Annotated in this window: 15 protein-coding genes; 2 read left to right on the top strand and 13 right to left on the bottom strand. The window is 52.1% G+C overall.

The features are described from left to right. Nucleotides 1–245 precede the first annotated feature (245 nt). The 8 genes from CAFE_RS12945 to CAFE_RS12980 all read right to left on the bottom strand — a co-directional run bounded on the left by CAFE_RS12945 (nucleotide 246) and on the right by CAFE_RS12980 (nucleotide 8,029). A complete protein-coding gene (locus tag CAFE_RS12945; RefSeq protein ID WP_066648371.1) occupies nucleotides 246–1,457 on the bottom strand; it encodes an FprA family A-type flavoprotein in 1,212 nt (403 codons plus the stop codon). A gap of 33 nt (nucleotides 1,458–1,490) precedes the next feature. Further along, nucleotides 1,491–3,398 carry an acyl-CoA dehydrogenase family protein gene (locus tag CAFE_RS12950; RefSeq protein ID WP_083210207.1) on the bottom strand — a complete coding sequence of 636 codons (1,908 nt, stop codon included), beginning with the start codon at nucleotides 3,396–3,398 and terminating at the stop codon, nucleotides 1,491–1,493. Between the two features lie 153 nt (nucleotides 3,399–3,551). Beyond that, nucleotides 3,552–3,959, bottom strand: coding sequence for an RrF2 family transcriptional regulator (locus CAFE_RS12955; RefSeq protein WP_066648374.1), 408 nt, complete (start codon nucleotides 3,957–3,959; stop codon nucleotides 3,552–3,554). 147 nt (nucleotides 3,960–4,106) lie between these two features. Further along, on the bottom strand, nucleotides 4,107–4,739 hold the full coding sequence (upp, locus tag CAFE_RS12960) for a uracil phosphoribosyltransferase (RefSeq protein ID WP_066648377.1): 633 nt from the start codon (nucleotides 4,737–4,739) through the stop codon (nucleotides 4,107–4,109). A 21-nt stretch (nucleotides 4,740–4,760) separates the two neighbouring features. Beyond that, entirely contained in the window at nucleotides 4,761–5,204 is a 444-nt protein-coding gene (rpiB, locus tag CAFE_RS12965; RefSeq protein ID WP_066648380.1) for a ribose 5-phosphate isomerase B, read from the bottom strand. Then, nucleotides 5,201–5,911, bottom strand: a complete 711-nt coding sequence (gene tsaB, locus CAFE_RS12970; RefSeq protein WP_066648383.1) for a tRNA (adenosine(37)-N6)-threonylcarbamoyltransferase complex dimerization subunit type 1 TsaB — start codon at nucleotides 5,909–5,911, stop codon at nucleotides 5,201–5,203. Before tsaB ends, rpiB begins: the two co-directional genes overlap by 4 nt. Then, nucleotides 5,892–6,332 (bottom strand): tRNA (adenosine(37)-N6)-threonylcarbamoyltransferase complex ATPase subunit type 1 TsaE, encoded by a 441-nt coding sequence (tsaE, locus tag CAFE_RS12975; RefSeq protein WP_066648385.1) that lies wholly within the window; start codon nucleotides 6,330–6,332, stop codon nucleotides 5,892–5,894. Before tsaE ends, tsaB begins: the two co-directional genes overlap by 20 nt. A gap of 29 nt (nucleotides 6,333–6,361) precedes the next feature. Further along, the gene (locus CAFE_RS12980; protein WP_156990902.1) at nucleotides 6,362–8,029 is read right to left on the bottom strand and encodes a formate--tetrahydrofolate ligase; all 1,668 of its coding nucleotides are present in this window, start codon (nucleotides 8,027–8,029) and stop codon (nucleotides 6,362–6,364) included. A gap of 151 nt (nucleotides 8,030–8,180) precedes the next feature. Here CAFE_RS12980 and CAFE_RS12985 point away from each other — a divergent pair, with 151 nt between their 5' ends. Next, on the top strand, nucleotides 8,181–9,347 hold the full coding sequence (locus tag CAFE_RS12985) for an FtsW/RodA/SpoVE family cell cycle protein (RefSeq protein WP_066648393.1): 1,167 nt from the start codon (nucleotides 8,181–8,183) through the stop codon (nucleotides 9,345–9,347). Between the two features lie 62 nt (nucleotides 9,348–9,409). On the opposite strand, the gene CAFE_RS12990 is transcribed toward CAFE_RS12985, so the two are convergent. The 5 genes from CAFE_RS12990 to CAFE_RS13010 are packed head-to-tail and all read right to left on the bottom strand — an operon-like array spanning nucleotide 9,410 to nucleotide 14,805. Next, entirely contained in the window at nucleotides 9,410–9,607 is a 198-nt protein-coding gene (locus CAFE_RS12990) for a DUF3006 domain-containing protein (protein ID WP_066648396.1), read from the bottom strand. A 34-nt stretch (nucleotides 9,608–9,641) separates the two neighbouring features. After that, nucleotides 9,642–10,568 carry a ComEC/Rec2 family competence protein gene (locus CAFE_RS12995; protein WP_066648403.1) on the bottom strand — a complete coding sequence of 309 codons (927 nt, stop codon included), beginning with the start codon at nucleotides 10,566–10,568 and terminating at the stop codon, nucleotides 9,642–9,644. A 1-nt stretch (nucleotide 10,569) separates the two neighbouring features. After that, the gene (locus CAFE_RS13000) at nucleotides 10,570–13,047 is read right to left on the bottom strand and encodes an FtsK/SpoIIIE family DNA translocase (RefSeq protein WP_233452810.1); all 2,478 of its coding nucleotides are present in this window, start codon (nucleotides 13,045–13,047) and stop codon (nucleotides 10,570–10,572) included. A 12-nt stretch (nucleotides 13,048–13,059) separates the two neighbouring features. After that, nucleotides 13,060–14,013, bottom strand: coding sequence for an undecaprenyl-diphosphate phosphatase (locus CAFE_RS13005; protein ID WP_066648414.1), 954 nt, complete (start codon nucleotides 14,011–14,013; stop codon nucleotides 13,060–13,062). Between the two features lie 45 nt (nucleotides 14,014–14,058). Beyond that, a complete protein-coding gene (locus CAFE_RS13010; RefSeq protein ID WP_066648416.1) occupies nucleotides 14,059–14,805 on the bottom strand; it encodes a ClpP family protease in 747 nt (248 codons plus the stop codon). A gap of 260 nt (nucleotides 14,806–15,065) precedes the next feature. Between CAFE_RS13010 and CAFE_RS13015 the strand changes: the two genes are divergently transcribed. Next, entirely contained in the window at nucleotides 15,066–17,006 is a 1,941-nt protein-coding gene (locus CAFE_RS13015; RefSeq protein WP_156990903.1) for an aconitate hydratase, read from the top strand. Nucleotides 17,007–17,008 lie beyond the last annotated feature (2 nt).

The following is a 17,008-nucleotide window of genomic DNA, read 5'->3' on the forward strand; positions in this document are numbered from 1 at the left end:
TCCTCAAGCTGCGCGCTGGCAAGCCGTACCGGATCATCCTGCGGTATTGTTATTTCCATATCCATTGGGAGCGTCAACTGTTGATTTTTTCGCTCAAATCTGTTATGCTCTAAGAGCTTTTTATTTTCTTTCACAACTAAATTTTAAAGCAAAAAGCCGGAGCTGCCAATACCTTTTCGTATGGTTGCTCCGACTTTTTTTTCGTGCCGTTGCAACGGCCCCTTTTATTCGTTCAAGGCACGGTCTTAAAGGGACGGTTTTATCGATTGTACAATACCTTCCGCAAGGGCGTCAAGGTCCTCAAAATTGTTTTCATTCATGGAGGAATTGATCGTCAGCTGGTCGTCCAGGACCTCCATGTCTTTCATTTCGCTCTCTAAAAATTCTCTCATCAACGTTCCGGATTTACAGGCCCAAGAGCCGTTTTCCACAAGGGCGACGGTGCGTTTTTGCACGTTCAGGGCTTTCATGTCCATCAGGAAATTTTTCATCGGCGGGTAAATTCCCAAATTGTAAGTGACGGATGCCAAAACGATATGGCTCAGGCGGAACGCCTCCGAAATCAGATAGGAAACGTCTGTTTTTGATACATCATACATCACCACGTTCGGCATGCCTTTTTCAACTATTTTTGTGGCGAGCGCACCGACGGCGCTTTCCGTATTGCCGTACATGGAGGAATAAACAATCATGACGCCCTGTTCTTCCGGTTCATAACGGCTCCATTTGTCGTATTTGTCAAGAAAATAGCCAAGATTGGAACGCCACACAGGGCCGTGAAGCGGGCAAATGATTTTGATATCGATGGTACCGGCCTTCTTTAGCAGCGCCTGGACAAAGGGACCGTATTTTCCGACAATATTGGTAAAATAGCGGCGGGCCTCATCGATCCAGTCGCGGTCGAAATTTACTTCGTCGTTAAACATTTTACCGTCCAATGCCCGAAAGGAACCGAAAGCGTCAGCCGAGAAGAGTGCGCCGTTTGTCGTATCAAATGTTACCATGGCTTCCGGCCAGTGAACCATCGGCGCGGCGACGAAAGCGACCGTGTGTTTTCCAAAGCACCGTGTGTCGCCTTCCTTAACCTCTTCCGTCCTGCCGTCCACCTGGAACCCGAACTGGTGCATGAGCATAACGGCTTTTTCGGTTGTGATAATCTTAGCTTTCGGGTAACGCAGCAGAACCTCTTCAATCGAAGCGCCGTGGTCCGGCTCCATATGATTGATGACAAGATAGTCGAGCGACCTACCGTTAAGCACATGCTCTATGTTTTGCAGAAGCTGACGGCAGGCCGACCAGTCTACTGTGTCAAACAAAACCGTCTGCTTGTCAAGCAAAAGGTAGGAATTATAAGAGACGCCGTCCGGAATCGGAAAAATATTTTCAAAAAGAGCCAGTCTGTGGTCGTTTGCGCCGACCCAGTACAGATCGTCCGTAATCTCCCTGACATTATACATAGTAAAATCCTCCCTTGTTTTTTTTCTGGACCATTACGCTTCGATGAAATTCGCTTTTTCTTCGCCGCAATCCGGGCAGATCCATTCCTCCGGAAGCTCTTCAAACGTGGTACCCGGGCGAACATCGCTTTCCTCGTCGCCCAAAGCGGGATCGTACTCATAGCCGCAGCCGATGCAGACGTAATGCTTCCATTGCTGCTTTACTTTCTTCACGGTAACTCGTTTCATCTTCTTCATCGGCGGCGCGGGCTGCTTCGGTTGGCCGTTGTCAAGCGCTTGGGTCAGAAGCGGAAGGACCTCCGTAACGTCGCCCACAATGCCGTAATCGCAATTCTTAAAAATCGGAGCATTGGGGTTATTGTTAATGGCGACGATGGTCGCGGCGTTTTTAATGCCCTTCAAATGTTGACCGGCTCCGGAAATTCCGCAGGCGATGTACAGATTTCCGTTAAACTTCTGTCCGGACATGCCGACGTAACGGTTTAAGGGAACATAGTGCAGTGTTTCCGCAACCGGGCGGGATGAACCGACCGATGCTCCGGCCTGAGCGGCAAGCGAGCGGATCAGTTCCATGTTTTTGCGGTCGCCGATTCCTTTCCCGGCACTGACCACGCGCTCGGATTTGGTAATCGGTGTGTCAAGATCGATTCCTACGCTAAAGTCGTAACCGTCCTTCTTCAGTGCGTTCACCAGTTCTCCGACCTGATCCTGAAGAGTTCCGTCACGGAAGATCATTTTTTTGCGCGCGCCGGTAATCGGCCCGCCGTGATGCGCTTTGGCTGCGGGAACCTCTCTTGCCATGCGGCCGATGATATGAGACGCAATCACAACTTTCTGGATTTCATTGGTTCCTTCGTAAATCGTGCAGATTTTCGCATCGCGGTAGAAACGCTCCACGTCCATTCCCTTAATATAACCGCTGCCGCCGTAAATCTGGAGGGCGTCGTTTACAATCTCCAGCCCGCAGTCGGAGGCGTATTGTTTGGCCATAGCGGCTTCCATCCCATATGGCTCGTGGTTTTGCTTAAGCTCTGCCGCACTGTATACAAGGAAACGGGAAGCGCGCAGCTTTGTCGCCATATCGGCAAGCTTGAACGCGATGTTTTGCTGCTGACAGATCAGTTTTCCGAACTGCTCGCGTTCTTTGGAATATCCCAGCGCACTTTCAAAGGCGCCCTGCGCGATGCCGAGAGCCTGCGCGGCAATGCCGATGCGGCCGCCGTCCAGAGTTGACATGGCAATTTTAAAGCCGTCGCCCTCTTTTCCCAGCAGGTTTTCTTTTGGAACCTTGACGTCGTTGAACATCAGCTCCGCCGTTGCGGAGGAACGGATGCCCATTTTGTCATAGTGGTCGCCAAACTCAAATCCGGCCCATCCTTTTTCCACAATAAAGGCGCTGATTCCGTGTGTGCCGATATCCGGAGTCGTCACGGCGAACACAATGTAAGTGTCGGCTTTTCCGGCGTTTGTGATAAAAATTTTCTCGCCGTTGAGTATGTAGTGATCTCCGTCAAGAACTGCGGTCGTTTCCGTGCCGCCCGCGTCGCTGCCGGCGTTTACTTCGGTCAGGCCAAACGCGCCGAGCTTTTCACCTCTTGCCAGAGGAGCCAGATATTTTTGCTTCTGCTCTTCTGTACCGTAAGCGAAAATGGGCCACGAGCCAAGGGAAACATGAGCGGATAAGACGACACCGACGCCCCCGTCCACACGGGAAAGCTCCTCCACGGCGATTGCGTAGCTGATCATGTCAAGTCCCATACCGCCGTATTTTTTGGGATAGGGGACTCCCAGCCACCCCATTTTGCCCATTTTTCGGACCACTTCGTCGGGGAATCGGTTTTCCTGGTCCAGAGTAAACGCCAGAGGTTTGATTTCCGTTTCCGCAAATTCACGGACTTTTGCTCGAAACGCTTCCTGCTCTTCCGTGGTTTTCAATAACATTGGAATTCCTCCTTATATGATGATTTTCAGCAAATTTCTTACAGGTTTTCAAGCTTTGTTCCCGGAAGTTCCATGTTTTAAACTAGATGCAATTAGTCCAGATTAATGCGGCACTGAATTCCCTTTGCACGTTGCGCAAAAAAGGGGAGAAGATCAGTCTTCCGACAGGATTTTTGACAGCCGGAAAGCCTTCAACTCGTCGTCCAGCTTTCGCTGAATCTGTTGAAGATGTTGATGCACCATGCAGGGCTTGCCGTATTTTTGCCGCCATGCGCAGGGGTAACCCGGCTGAGTGCAGGCGCTGATCGACTTATCGGTTTCCATAATTTCCATTAAATCGTAAAGGCTGACCGTTTGAAGGTCCTTGATTAACCGGCAGCCGCCGTCTTTTCCGCGGGTGATGAGAACAAGCCCGGCGCGTTCCAACTTTTTCAGTATTTTATAAACAAACTGCTGCGGCAGCAATTCTTTCTTGCAAATATCCGCGGTCGTAACATGCTCTCCGCCCGACAGCGCCCGCAGAATACGCAGGGCATAATCCGTTTCCCGTGTAATCAGCACTTAACTTCCTCCCATTGTTTGGTAACATTCACACTATATCATTCTGGATAGATATTGTCAAGTTTTATATGATAATTATTCCTAAAATTTTGTAAAAAAAGAGGATGGCCGCCTTGCCATCCTCTGATAAAATAGGAAATGTAACGGCTACAGGGTTCCGAAGATTCGGTCTCCCGCGTCGCCAAGGCCCGGAACGATATAACCGTGCTCATTCAGATGATCGTCAACCGCGGCGCAGTAAAGCTGTATGTCCGGGTGCGCCTCGGTCACCGCTTTAATACCTTCCGGCGCAGCGATGATGCACATGAATTTGATGCTCTTCGGATTGCTTCGTTTAATAATGGTGATCGCATCGACGGAGGAGCCTCCGGTTGCAAGCATCGGGTCTAAAACGATCACGTCGCGCTGCTCGATGTCGCAGGGGAGCTTACTGTAATATTCGACGGGCTTCAACGTTTTGGGGTCGCGGTACAGTCCGATATGGCCGACCTTTGCCGCGGGTACCATTTGCAGCACGCCGTCCACCATGCCGAGGCCGGCGCGGAGAATGGGGACAAATGCCAGCTTTCTGCCTGAAATAATCTTCGTCTTGGCCAAGGCAACCGGAGTTTCCACCGTCGTTTCCTCCAAGGGAAGGTCTCGAGTAGCTTCATAGCACAGAAGCATGGCAATTTCACTCACGAGCTGACGAAAGTCCTTGGAGCCCGTTGTTTTGTCTCTGAGATAGGTCAGTTTATGCTGAATCAGCGGATGGTCCATAATAAATACCTGTTTTTCCATTTTTACATCCTCCAATCAATTTTAAAGCTCGCCCTGTTCAATTTTGGTGATTTCATCAACGCGCCGCTGATGGCGGCCGCCGTCGAACGGGGCGTTTAAGAACAGCTTTGCGAATTCTACCGCCTGCTCCTCACTGATGACTCTGCCGCCCAGACACAGAATATTGGCATTGTTATGGTGCCTTGTAATTTCGGCGCAGTAAGCGTTCGCGCAGACTGCCGCGCGAATTCCTTTTACCTTATTGGCCGCCATGCTCATGCCGATCCCGGTTCCGCAGCAAAGAATACCGAGTTCGGCGCCGCCGTCCGCGACAAAATGGGCGACCTGGGCCGCGATCGGAGCGTAATCAACCGAATTTTCGTCGAATGTTCCGAAATCCTTATACGCTGTCTTTTCGGCGTCAAGATAGTGCTTAATGGCTTCTTTCAGCGCGTATCCGCCGTGGTCGGCTCCCAATGCAATCATATTTCTTTTCCTCCAAGCTGTTTTTTTAAGGAACGCTCGGCCTGAGCCGGGCGAAGATAGAACGGCATCAATTCGGCGGGGGAGACCGTGCGGTTTTCCCGCACCGCGGCTTCGGCAGCCTTTGCAACTCCCCAGGCCCGCTGATAAATCAGCGGTTCCGGCGGCAGTATAGCGCCGAGTCTCTGAAAAGACTCGGATTTCGCGCAAAGTTTGGCTCCGTCGCCGGCAAGATAAATTGGTTCGCTCAGTTTTTCACATTCCGCCGCCAGTTCTTTCGCGGCGATAGCCCGGTCTGGCGTCAGCCTTTTCAGCGAACCTTTTTCTGCCCTGAAAAGGGCGTTGTAAACCTGACCGCACCGGGCGTCCATGACGGCGCAGACAACGCAGTCCAAGTGGCTCAGATTCTGCGCAATCGCTTCCAATGTGGAGACGCCCGCGCAGGATGTTCCAAAGGGCATTGCAAGCCCTTTGATGCTTGCGATGCCGATCCGGATGCCGGTAAAGGAACCCGGACCGGACGAAACCGCGAACAGGTCAAGTTCGGAAGGATTGATTTTGGCGCATTGCAGAACGCTTTCAATCATCGGCATCAGGGTTTCGCTGTGCGTCAATCCTGTATTCAGAAAATATTCCCCGAGTATTTTTCCGTCATCCGTGACAGCGGCGGAGGCGGTTATCGCAGAGGAATCAATCGCCAGTATTTTCATCGGTTCTCTCCTCAATGGCAATCACCCGTTCGCCGTCCGTTTCCCCGCGGTGAAGATGAATCCGGACGGCTTCCGGAGGAAGCGCATTTTCAATGTTTTCGCTCCATTCCACAACCAGAACCGCTCCGGAATCCAGGTCATCGAAAAATCCGGTGGAAGCCAGATCGTCCCAGCTTGTGACGCGGTACATATCAAAATGGTATAAGGTCACACGGCCTTTGTATTCGTGAACCAGAGCGAATGTCGGGCTGGAAACGCCTTCCGGAATTCCCAGACCGCGCGCAATCCCGCGGGTCAGGGCGGTTTTGCCCATTCCCATTCCGCCGAACAGGGCGAGAACTTCTCCGCCCTTTAAGCCGGAAGCGATTTGTTCGCCGAGGCGTTCGGTCTCCTCAGGAGACGAGGTCTTGTATTCCCGCATCGAATCACCTTCCGTGAATGCCGGCATTCTTAAAACAAGCCGGATATTTTTCCGTTTTCATCCACATCGATCCGTTCCGCCGCAGGGTGAGAGGGCAGTCCGGGCATCGTCAGAATATTCCCCGCGTATGCCACGACGAACCCGGCTCCGCTGCTCAGCTTGGCGTCCCGGATGGTAATGGTAAAGCCGGAGGGCCTGCCCAGAAGCTTTGGATCGTCCGAGAGGGAATACTGCGTCTTTGCAATGCAGACGGGCAGTTGATTCCCCCCGAGAGATTCAATTTCCCCCAGAGAGCGAAGTGCCTGCTGCGTATAGGTTACCCCGTCCGCGCCGTAAATCTCTTTCGCGACAGTTTCAATTTTGTCTGTAATGGGAGCGTCGTTCTCATAAAGAAGATGAACATCGGATTCGCGTTCCGCGGCGCCGCAGACCTTTTTGGCAAGTTCCACGCCGCCTTCGCCGCCTTTCGCAAAAACTTCTGAAAGGGCAAAGTCCGCGCCGTTTTCATGACAGTACCGTTCAATCAGAGCAAGCTCGTCCCCAGAATCGCTTTCAAACCGGTTAATCGCGACGACAACCGGAACGCCGTATTTTTTTAGGCCTGCGATATGCGCGCCCAGATTTTCCATCCCGGCTTTCAGCGCGGCGATGTTTTCTTTCGCGGTTTCCGTTTTTGGCACGCCGCCGTTGTATTTCAGGGCGCGCGCAGTCGCGACAAGAACGGCCGCGTCCGGTTTCAGACCGGAAAGACGACAGTTGATGTCCATGAATTTTTCAGCGCCTAAATCGGAACCGAAGCCCGCTTCCGTCACGCAGTAGTCGCCCAGTTTCAATGCGTAACGCGTAGCGCGAACCGTGTTGCAGCCATGCGCGATATTCGCAAACGGGCCGCCGTGAACCAGTGCCGGGGTTCCTTCCAGCGTCTGGACCAGATTCGGGTTGATCGCATCCTTTAAAAGGACCGCCATAGCACCCTCGGCTTTCAGGTTGCGCGCATAGACAGGTTCGCCGTTTTTTGTATAAGCAACCAAAATATTGCCAAGTCTTTTCTTCAGATCGCTCAGGTTTTTGGCAAGGCAAAAAATCGCCATAACTTCCGTGGCGACAGTAATGCAGAAGCCGTCTTCACGGGGAACACCGTTCGCTTTGCCGCCAAGTCCGCAGACAATCTGGCGAAGTTGGCGGTCGTTCATATCCACGCAGCGCTGAAGCAGAATCCTTCGCGGGTCTATTTGCAGGGAGTTTCCCTGTTGAATGTGATTGTCCAGCATGGCGCAGAGAAGATTGTTGGCTGAGGTGATCGCGTGAAAATCGCCGGTAAAATGCAGGTTGATTTCCTCCATCGGGATTACCTGGGAATAGCCGCCTCCCGTAGCGCCACCCTTGATCCCGAAAACAGGTCCTAGCGAAGGTTCCCGCAGCGCGATCACAACTTTTTTGCCGATTTTTGCCAGAGCGTCGCCAAGGCCGATCGCCGTGGTGGTTTTTCCCTCTCCGGCAGGCGTGGGGTTTATCGCGGTGACCAGAATCAGTTTTCCGTCTTTTCTGTCTGAAATCCTGCGGTAAAGTGAATCGTTCAGCTTGGCCTTGAATCTTCCGTAAGGTTCCAGTTCTTCATCCTGGATCTCAAGTTCCGCAGCGATCTGTCCGATCCGCTTCGGCTTTACCCGTTGTGCGATTTCGATGTCCGTGAGCATTGGCATTCTCCTAACAACGTATATTAATTAAAATTATAACACAATTCGAGCGGATAGGAAATACTGCGCGCTTAATATTCCGAACGTCTTGCAAGTTTGTGTGCGGTGTCATATAATAACGTAGGACCCGGGCATTTTATGAGGTGAAACGATGCGCGCACTAAAATCGATTGCGAATTATATAAAACGAACGGACAAGCTTTACTGGCTTCTCATGATTCTGATTTCTTCTTACAGCCTTTTGTTGATGAAAACCGTTCCCAGTCCGGAAGGGAGAACAATGGGCTATTTTACCACGATGCTTGTGGCGGTGATCGGCGGATTTGTCGGAGCATTCCTTTTTTCATTCATCGATTACAGGGAAATAACAAATTTCTGGTATGTTGTTGCGGGATTTTGTTTGTTCCTGATTATCTATACGCAGCTTTTTGGTTCTGCCGTCGTCAACAGCGGTGGCGTTAATGCCAAGGCGTGGATTTATTTGCCCGGCGGCCTGACGTTTCAGCCGAGCGAGCTGGTGAAAATAGGATTTATCCTGACATTTTCAAAACATCTTTCAGCGCTGGAAGAGCGGAGCCTTTTAAAGTCTCCTGTCCATATTGTTTTACTTGCTTTACACGCGATGGTTCCCGTCGTCCTGGTGCATTTTCAGGGGGACGACGGTACGGCTGTGATTTTTTTCTGCATGTTCCTTGCCATGTCGTTCGGAGCGGGAATCCAGCTGAGGTATTTCGCTGCGTTGATGGTATCCGTCGGTGTGGCTTTTCCGCTTGCGTGGAAGTATGTTCTCAAGGATTATCAGAAGGAGCGCCTTCTGGTTACTTATCGGCTTGATTCCGATCCAAATGCGGCTTTGCAATATGCATATCAGCAAATTCAGGGGCGGCTTTCCATCGGGAGCGGCGGACTGTGGGGACGCGGCTTGTTTCAAAGTCCCCGGGTCAATCGTTCGATCGTGCCGGTTCAGCAGAGCGACTTTGTTTTTTCAGTAGCCGGCGAACAGCTTGGCTTTATCGGCTGCACGGCAATCATGCTTCTGCTTCTGCTTTACCTCTTGCATACGCTTCGTGTTGCCCGCAAATCAACGGATCTGCTCGGCAGCTGCATTTGCATGGGCTTTTTCGGCATGATCGCGGCGCAGGCCGTTTTTAATCTGGGGATGTGCCTCGACCTTTTGCCGGTCATGGGTGTGACGCTTCCGTTTTTCAGCTATGGCGGATCTTCGGCCATTTGCCTTTACTTTGGTTTTGGGTTGGTTTTAAATGTTTATATGCATCGCGTCAACACGGATAAGGTCGTCTTAAAACGAAGAATTTGACCCTGCATGACAATGAAATGAGCTGCTTTCCGGAATATAAATCCGAAAAGCAGCTCTCTTTTTTATTTCTTCTTTTTTTTCTTTGCGAGGGTGGCTTCCCGATCAATGGTCAGCGTTCCCTCCGTATCGTCGACGATCAAAACGTCACCCGCAGAGGCGCCTTGCGGCAGCTCTGAGATTTCAATCGCATAATACTTCTGGTTTTCGTCCTCACAGATTGCATAGATCCCTTCCATGCGGCTGATTGTGATTGATTTCATAAAAGCCACTCTCCCTGATTGTGATAGATTCTTTTTATTTCTCAGTCTTTACGGAAATTGTTTTACCATCCGTAAGAAAGAGGATGGTTCCGTTGACATCCGTTCGGTAAGTTTTTATTCCGGATCGGTACAGCCGTTCCAGAACATCGTTCTTTGGCAGCTTGTTGCGGTCATACCCAACCGATATTGCAGCATAGGACGGATGAACCGCCTGCAAAAATTCGGGAGTGGTGGATGTGCTGCTGCCGTGATGACCCACTTTTAAAACGTTTGCGGACAGAGCTTCTCCCGCGTTTAAAAGGCTTTCTTCCTCTTCCTTTTCCATGTCCCCCGTAAGCAGGAACCGTATGTTCTGATAACGTAGCAACAGGACTACGGAGGAGTTGTTGGTACTCTCGCCGGGGGTAACAGGCCCTAACACACGGATGTCCATTTCGCCCAAAGAAAACTTGTCTCCGGCGTTCAGATTTTCTTGAGCCATCCCTTTCCGCTTCAGCGCATCCATTGTGTCACGGTAGGCTGAATCCTGTGGAATTAAATCCGGTTTGACTTTGGAATCAAAAAAATGCTTGACGGGAAAACTCTTCAGAATATATTTTAATCCGCCGATGTGATCTTCATCCGGATGCGTATTGACAACATATTCCAGACTTGAGGTTCCTCTTTGTTTTAAATACCGGACAACATCTTCTCCCCGTTCCGGCGTGCCGCCGTCCACCAGCATGCTTTTTCCTCCGCATTCAATCAAAATGCTGTCCGCCTTTCCAACGTCCAGGACATGGACGGAAGCGGGCCAGCCGTCGGTGCAGGAGGAAAAATCGCTGAGGCCGAAAAAAGAGAGGACTCCGGGCCACAGGGAAGAGGCGCCGAACGGAACCGCCGACGCGGCAAGAACCCCCAGAAGGAGACAAGCCAAGGCGGCGCAGCGTTTACGGCTGACAAAAAAGGAAGAAATTTTCATCTCAGGTTCCCGTTTCCGGCTCCGAGTCGGATTTCTGCATGTTCATTTCAAGATATTGCTGGTGCGTGATCAGCACCTGACGCGGCTTGGAGCCGTCCCTGGGGCCGACAACGCCCATCTGTTCCATTTCGTCGATCAGTCTTCCCGCCCGTGCGTAACCGAGCCTTAGACGGCGCTGGAGCAGAGAAGTGGAGGCCTGACCGGCTTCGACGATGCATTTGATGGCGTCAGGCATCATTGGGTCACCGCTTTCCTCCGAGCCGGAGGAAGAGGAATCGCCTTTTTCTGCGGCGGCGTTTCGCTCAATTTCCTCGGCAATGTTTTCGTTATAGTCCGCTTCCTGGGACTTTTTGACGAATCCGACGATGGATTCGATCTCACTGTCGCTGACAAAGCATCCCTGAATGCGGATCGGCTTCTGAGAACCGACGGGGGAAAACAGCATATCGCCCCGCCCCAGAAGCTTTTCGGCGCCGCCCATGTCCAGGATCGTTCTGGAGTCCACCTGGGAAGATACGGCGAAAGCGATACGGCTTGGTATATTTGCCTTAATAATTCCCGTGATGACGTCGACCGACGGACGCTGCGTGGCAATGACCAGATGCATCCCCGCCGCGCGGGCCATTTGAGCAAGACGGCAGATCGAATCCTCAACCTCGTTCGGAGCTGCCATCATCAGGTCTGCAAGCTCGTCGATAATGATGACAATTTGAGGCATATGCTCCATCGGCTGACCTTCGTCGTCCTGATAGTTGCTCTGTGCGGCCAGCGAGTTATAGGCGGACAGATCCCGCACGTTCCGCGCGGCAAAGATCTTGTACCGCTTCAGCATTTCGTTGACAGCCCAGCCCAGCGCGCCCGCGGCTTTCCTCGGATCGGTCACGACGGGGACCAGCAGGTGGGGAATTCCGTTGTAAATTCCAAGCTCCACGACCTTTGGATCGATCATCAAAAATCGAACGTCTTCCGGAGAGGATTTATACAGCAGGCTGATAATCATGGAGTTGATACAAACCGATTTACCGGAGCCGGTGGCGCCGGCAATCAGCAGATGGGGCATTTTAGCAAGATCCGAGACAGCGACTCCGCCCGCAATGTCCCGCCCCAGAGCGACGGTCAAATGACTTCTTGCAACGGTGAAACTGTTGCTTTCAATCAGCTCGCGCATCCGGACAACCGTGTTTTTCTTGTTCGGAACTTCAATTCCGACCGCAGCTTTGCCCGGAATCGGCGCTTCGATTCGAAGCCCCGCGGTGGCAAGGTTCATGGAGAGGTCGTCGGATAGATTGGTGATCTTGCTGATTTTTACCCCGCTTGCGGGCTGCAGCTCATAGCGTGTGACCGCCGGGCCGCGGCTGTACCCAACAAAGGAGGTCTGAACCCCGAAGCTATTCAGCGTGTCGACTAACTGCCGACCGTTGGTTTGAATTTCACTGATTGCTTCCTGTTCGCTCAATTCGCGCGTTGTCTCCAGCATCGAAATGGGCGGAGTGTGATATTCCCCGTCCTGCGGAGGATCGGCTGCGGGAGGAGCTGCCTTGACGGAGGATTTTTCCGGAGTGCTTTTTTCCAGTTCAGGAGAGGAATCCGGTTTGACCGGCGGTTCCGCCTGTTCTCCATCGGAGGCGGATTTACACGGTTCTTGCGGCTTTTGCTCTTGTTCCGGCTGCACGGAGGGAACTCCGATTGAGAAAACCTTTTCCAGCTGTTCCAGCTTTTCATTTTTCTTGAGGGGCTTTTTATTTTGTGAGCGGACCGGGTGAAGCGGAAGCCCGTCGTCGTCGAGCGCGATGTCGATGCTCAGATTTTCGCGATTGCGTTCAATCCTCTTTTCGCGCGCCGTATCAAAGCCGTTTTTTACTATTCCGGCCGGTTTGGCGACGGTGCGGAATAATTGAATCAGGCTTGTCCCGGTCAAGACCATAATGGCGACGAAGAGCAGCAGTAAAATAACAATTTTAGATCCTAGCGGCCCGAGGGCGGCGACAATCGGGATTCCAAGAAGACCGCTGAAAAAACCGGAACCCGCGTGTTCCGTTCCTTCCGTGTAGAGAGTTACAAGGCTTGTCCAGAACGAATGGAGGGTTACGCTTTTGCTGACGGAAAAAATATAAGCCGAAGCACAGAAGAGGGCAATGATTACGATCATCAGAACCAATTTTCCGCCGGTATGGGTTCCCTGCCGTTCCAGAGCGGTTATGATGGATATGTACAAGAGCAGGACAGGCCACAGGATCGCCCAGCTGCCAAACAGGCCGAGAAGCACGTTGTGAAACCAGTGCCATATGTGGTCACCGCTGATCAGAACGAGACAAAACATCAAAATGGAGCAGGCAAACAGAACAACGGCATAGATCTGGCTTTTTTGTTTGTTTGCCTGTGCGCTTCGCATGGCTGCGGAAGCGCCGTTTTTTGCGGAAGCCGTTTTTTTAACCGCCGGCTTTGCGGCGCGTTTTTTTCTGTTTTTTTGATTTGCCAAACGGCACACCTTCTATCCGTTAAAGTTCAGTATGGCCCCGCTTACAATGTTGATTCCCGTGCGGTGCTCCAAAAATCCAGCCACTGCGACAATGACACCCAGCACAAGCGTGTAAATCGCGAAAACCGCAAGATGACCGGAATTCACCATCCATCGCAGGAGCAAAATCGCAAGAAATCCGACCAGCGCGGCGGATACAATTCCTGACAGAATCACCCAGGCCGGTACGGATGGGGGTGCGGAAAGGGCCTCCTTCGTTTCCAGAGCGGCCGCAGCCAGAATGGAGGGAATTCCAAGAACGAAGGAGTAATCCAGCGCTGTTTTCCGGCTGATTCCGCGAATCAATCCGGCGGAAAGCGTGGAGCCGGAGCGGGATAAGCCCGGAAACAGGGCGGCCGCACACTGCATGAGCCCGACTGACAGCGCGTCGCCCGCGTTATATTCCTTTCTTCCGGAGTAAGGCCTTGAACCGGGTCTCTTTCCCTTATTATGTATTTTTGCGTCCTGCCGCGAGAAAAAAATACCGGCCGACAGCAGAAGCCCTGTCGCAATCAAAGAAAAGCCCTCCACCAGAATGTCTCCGTCGGTGGCCCATTGATTCGCGAAATCTTTCAGCCTTCGGCCGGAACCGGGAACAGGCAGAAAAAGCAGAAACAAAGGAACAAGGCTGAGGAAAAGCATCAGAAGCATCCGCCGGTTCGGACTCATTCGTTTCGCAGTAAAGTTTTTCGTGGCAAGATCGCGAATCATAGAAAAAAACTCAAGCAAAAGCCGCCAAACCAGTTTGTAATAAACGGCAAGCACCGCAGCCAGAGTACCCAGATGAAGCATTACGTCAAAGAAGAGACTCGGCTGCTGTATTCCCAGAAAATGCTGGCTCAGCGACAGATGGCCGCTGCTGGAAACGGGCAGGAATTCCGTCGCACCCTGAATGATTCCCTCAAGAATCGCCTGAAGAACCGTCATGCAAGTTCCTCCGTTATGTAAGGGCGGCACGGGGCCGTCCCGTATTTATTTGGACTGTTTCCCTCTGAGTGCTTTTTGCGGTTCTGATGATTTCCTTTTTTCTTTTTTTTTCTTTCTTTCGTCAATCATTTCGTAAAGGCAATCGACCGCGTCGGAAAGGCTGCCGAGAGAATCGATCAGGCCCTCTCGAACCGCGTCCATCCCTTCCAGAACCGAGCCGATGTCAAGAACAAGTTCCTGTGTGTTCATGGAAAGCTCCGTCAGGCGATCGGCGGAAATTTTGGAATGCCCGGTCACGAATTTTGTGATTCTTTTCTGCATTCTTTCAAAATAGTCCAGAGTTTGAGGAACGCCGAGCGTCAGGCCGTTCATCCGCACAGGGTGCAGCGTCATCGTCGCGCTGGGGACGATAAACGAATGCTTGGCCGCGACGGCAAGCGGAACCCCAATGGAATGCCCGCCGCCCAGAACGATCGATACAGTCGGCTTCTTCATGCCCGCAATCAGCTCCGCAAGAGCCAGTCCGGCTTCCACGTCGCCGCCGACGGTGTTGAGCATAATCAGCAGGCCGTCGATTTCCCGGTCTTCGTCAATCGCAACCAGCTGAGGAATCACATGTTCGTATTTCGTTGTCTTGTTTTGAGAAGGCAGAACGGTGTGGCCTTCAATCTGGCCGATGATGGTCATGCATTGAATCAGGTGTTTTCCATCGCCGGTAATGATGGAACCCGAATCCACAATGTGGTCCATTGACCGACTTGTTCGTTCATCCTTGTTTTCTTCTTCGCTCATAATAGGCACCTCCCATAAGGCTTAGTTTGCCTTTGGAAGGGCATAACATACACGCGGGAGGTCAGCCCGCCCGCTAATTCATTGTTATTATAACATTTGTTCCCATATTCATCAACAAATTAAAAATCAAACAGAAAAATAATTCCGTTCGAAATGTTAATTGATTGACAATAATTGAATTTTAATTCATAATAGTTTTGTCTATTCAAATTTGCAACTTTTACCGTATGGATTATTCAAGATGAGGAGAGGATTCCGATATGGGTCTGACACTGGCACAGAAAATTATAAAAAGTCATCTTGTCAGCGGCACTATGGCGGTTGGCAGCGAAATCGGCCTCAAAATAGACCAGACGTTAACGCAGGATGCCACGGGTACGATGGCATATATCGAATTTGAGGCAATGGGTGTTCCAAGGGTTCGCACGGAACGCTCGGTTGCGTATGTCGATCACAATACGCTGCAAACCGGATTTGAAAACGCGGACGATCACCGTTTCATTCAGTCGGCCGCAAAAAAACACGGAATTTATTATTCAAGGCCGGGCAACGGCATTTGCCACCAGGTTCATCTGGAACGCTTCGGCATCCCGGGGAAAACCCTGATCGGTTCCGACAGCCACACTCCTACGGGCGGAGGCATCGGCATGCTGGCCATCGGGGCGGGCGGGCTGGATGTTGCCGTCGCGATGGGCGGGGGCCCATACTACATTACGATGCCGAAAATTCTGCGGGTTGTCCTTTCCGGCTCGCTTTCCCCCTGGGTCAGCGCGAAAGACGTGATTCTGGAGGTACTCCGCCGCCTGTCGGTCAAAGGCGGAGTGGGCAAAATTCTGGAATATGCCGGGAATGGAGTAAAAACGCTGACGGTCCCGGAACGGGCCACCATTACGAATATGGGCGCGGAGCTTGGCGCTACGACTTCTGTCTTCCCTTCGGATGAAGCCACATTGGACTTCTTGAAGGCACAGGGGAGGGAACAGGATTGGACGGAGCTGCACCCGGACCCGGACGCCGTCTATGACGAAACCATTGAAATCGATCTTTCGTCCATTGAACCTTTGGCGGCTTGCCCGCACAGTCCGGACTCCGTCAAACCGGTTCGGGAAATCGGACCGATTACGGTCGATCAGGTCTGCATCGGCTCCTGCACGAATTCTTCCCTGCGCGACATGATGCGTGTGGCGTCTATTCTGAAAGGCAAAACGATCAATCCCAATGTCAGTCTGTCGATTGCACCGGGTTCGCGGCAGGTGTACGGCATGCTCGCCGAAAACGGCGCGCTTGCCGACTTGATCGGCGCGGGGGCAAGAATTCTGGAATGTGCCTGCGGTCCATGCATCGGAATGGGGCAATCCCCGAAATCGGCCGGAATTTCACTGCGGACGTTCAACCGAAATTTCCTCGGGCGTTCCGGCACAGCCGACGCCCAGATCTACCTTGTCGGACCGGAAACCGCGGCAGCCTCCGCGCTTTCGGGTGTGCTGACAGACCCCAGAACCCTGGGAGAGGAGCCCGCAATCAACTTTCCGGACTGTTTTGAGATCAACGACAATATGATTATCCCGCCTGCTTCCGAGGAGGAAGCGAAGGATATTCCGATCCTCCGCGGGCCGAACATCAAAGAACTTCCGGTTGCCGGTCCCCTTTCGGAAACCATCAAAGCCAAAACCCTTTTAAAGGTTGGGGACAACATAACGACCGACCATATCATGCCTGCCGGCTCTAAAATTCTTCCGTACCGGTCGAATATTCCTTATCTTTCGCAGTTTTGCTTTGCCGTATGCGACAAGTCCTTTGCGCAGCGCTGCAGGGAAAACGGAAGCGGCATCATTGTCGGAGGCTCGAACTACGGGCAGGGGTCGTCCAGGGAACACGCTGCTCTGGTTCCGCTGTACCTCGGCGTCAAGGCCGTAATCGTTAAGAGCTTTGCAAGGATTCACTGTGCAAACCTTGTAAACGCCGGAATTCTTCCCTTGGTTTTTGAAAAGGAAAAGGATTATGATACGATCGACCAGATGGATGAACTGGAACTGAACGATGTCCGCGGCGCGGTTCAAGACGGGCGGACAATCACAATCTGCAACAGGACGAAAGGGACTTTCTTTCAGGCGAAGCCTGTGTTGAGCGAGCGCCAGCGCAGAATTGTTCTGGCGGGTGGTTTGCTGAACGACACAAGGGAACAAAACGGAAGGGCGTAAGA

The organism is Caproicibacter fermentans (assembly GCF_009746625.1).
GTDB lineage: Bacteria > Bacillota > Clostridia > Oscillospirales > Acutalibacteraceae > Caproicibacter > Caproicibacter fermentans.

Bases quoted from the DNA above. Each gene is read 5' to 3' on its own strand.
- CAFE_RS12945 (WP_066648371.1), bottom strand. From the start codon at position 1,457: ATGTATAATGTCAGGGAGATTACGGACGATCTGTACTGGGTCGGCGCA.
- CAFE_RS12950 (WP_083210207.1), bottom strand. From the start codon at position 3,398: ATGTTATTGAAAACCACGGAAGAGCAGGAAGCGTTTCGAGCAAAAGTC.
- upp (WP_066648377.1), bottom strand. From the start codon at position 4,739: ATGGAAAAACAGGTATTTATTATGGACCATCCGCTGATTCAGCATAAA.
- rpiB (WP_066648380.1), bottom strand. From the start codon at position 5,204: ATGATTGCATTGGGAGCCGACCACGGCGGATACGCGCTGAAAGAAGCC.
- tsaB (WP_066648383.1), bottom strand. From the start codon at position 5,911: ATGAAAATACTGGCGATTGATTCCTCTGCGATAACCGCCTCCGCCGCT.
- tsaE (WP_066648385.1), bottom strand. From the start codon at position 6,332: ATGCGGGAATACAAGACCTCGTCTCCTGAGGAGACCGAACGCCTCGGC.
- CAFE_RS12980 (WP_156990902.1), bottom strand. From the start codon at position 8,029: ATGCTCACGGACATCGAAATCGCACAACGGGTAAAGCCGAAGCGGATC.
- CAFE_RS12985 (WP_066648393.1), top strand. From the start codon at position 8,181: ATGCGCGCACTAAAATCGATTGCGAATTATATAAAACGAACGGACAAG.
- CAFE_RS12990 (WP_066648396.1), bottom strand. From the start codon at position 9,607: ATGAAATCAATCACAATCAGCCGCATGGAAGGGATCTATGCAATCTGT.
- CAFE_RS12995 (WP_066648403.1), bottom strand. From the start codon at position 10,568: ATGAAAATTTCTTCCTTTTTTGTCAGCCGTAAACGCTGCGCCGCCTTG.
- CAFE_RS13005 (WP_066648414.1), bottom strand. From the start codon at position 14,013: ATGACGGTTCTTCAGGCGATTCTTGAGGGAATCATTCAGGGTGCGACG.
- CAFE_RS13010 (WP_066648416.1), bottom strand. From the start codon at position 14,805: ATGAGCGAAGAAGAAAACAAGGATGAACGAACAAGTCGGTCAATGGAC.
- CAFE_RS13015 (WP_156990903.1), top strand. From the start codon at position 15,066: ATGGGTCTGACACTGGCACAGAAAATTATAAAAAGTCATCTTGTCAGC.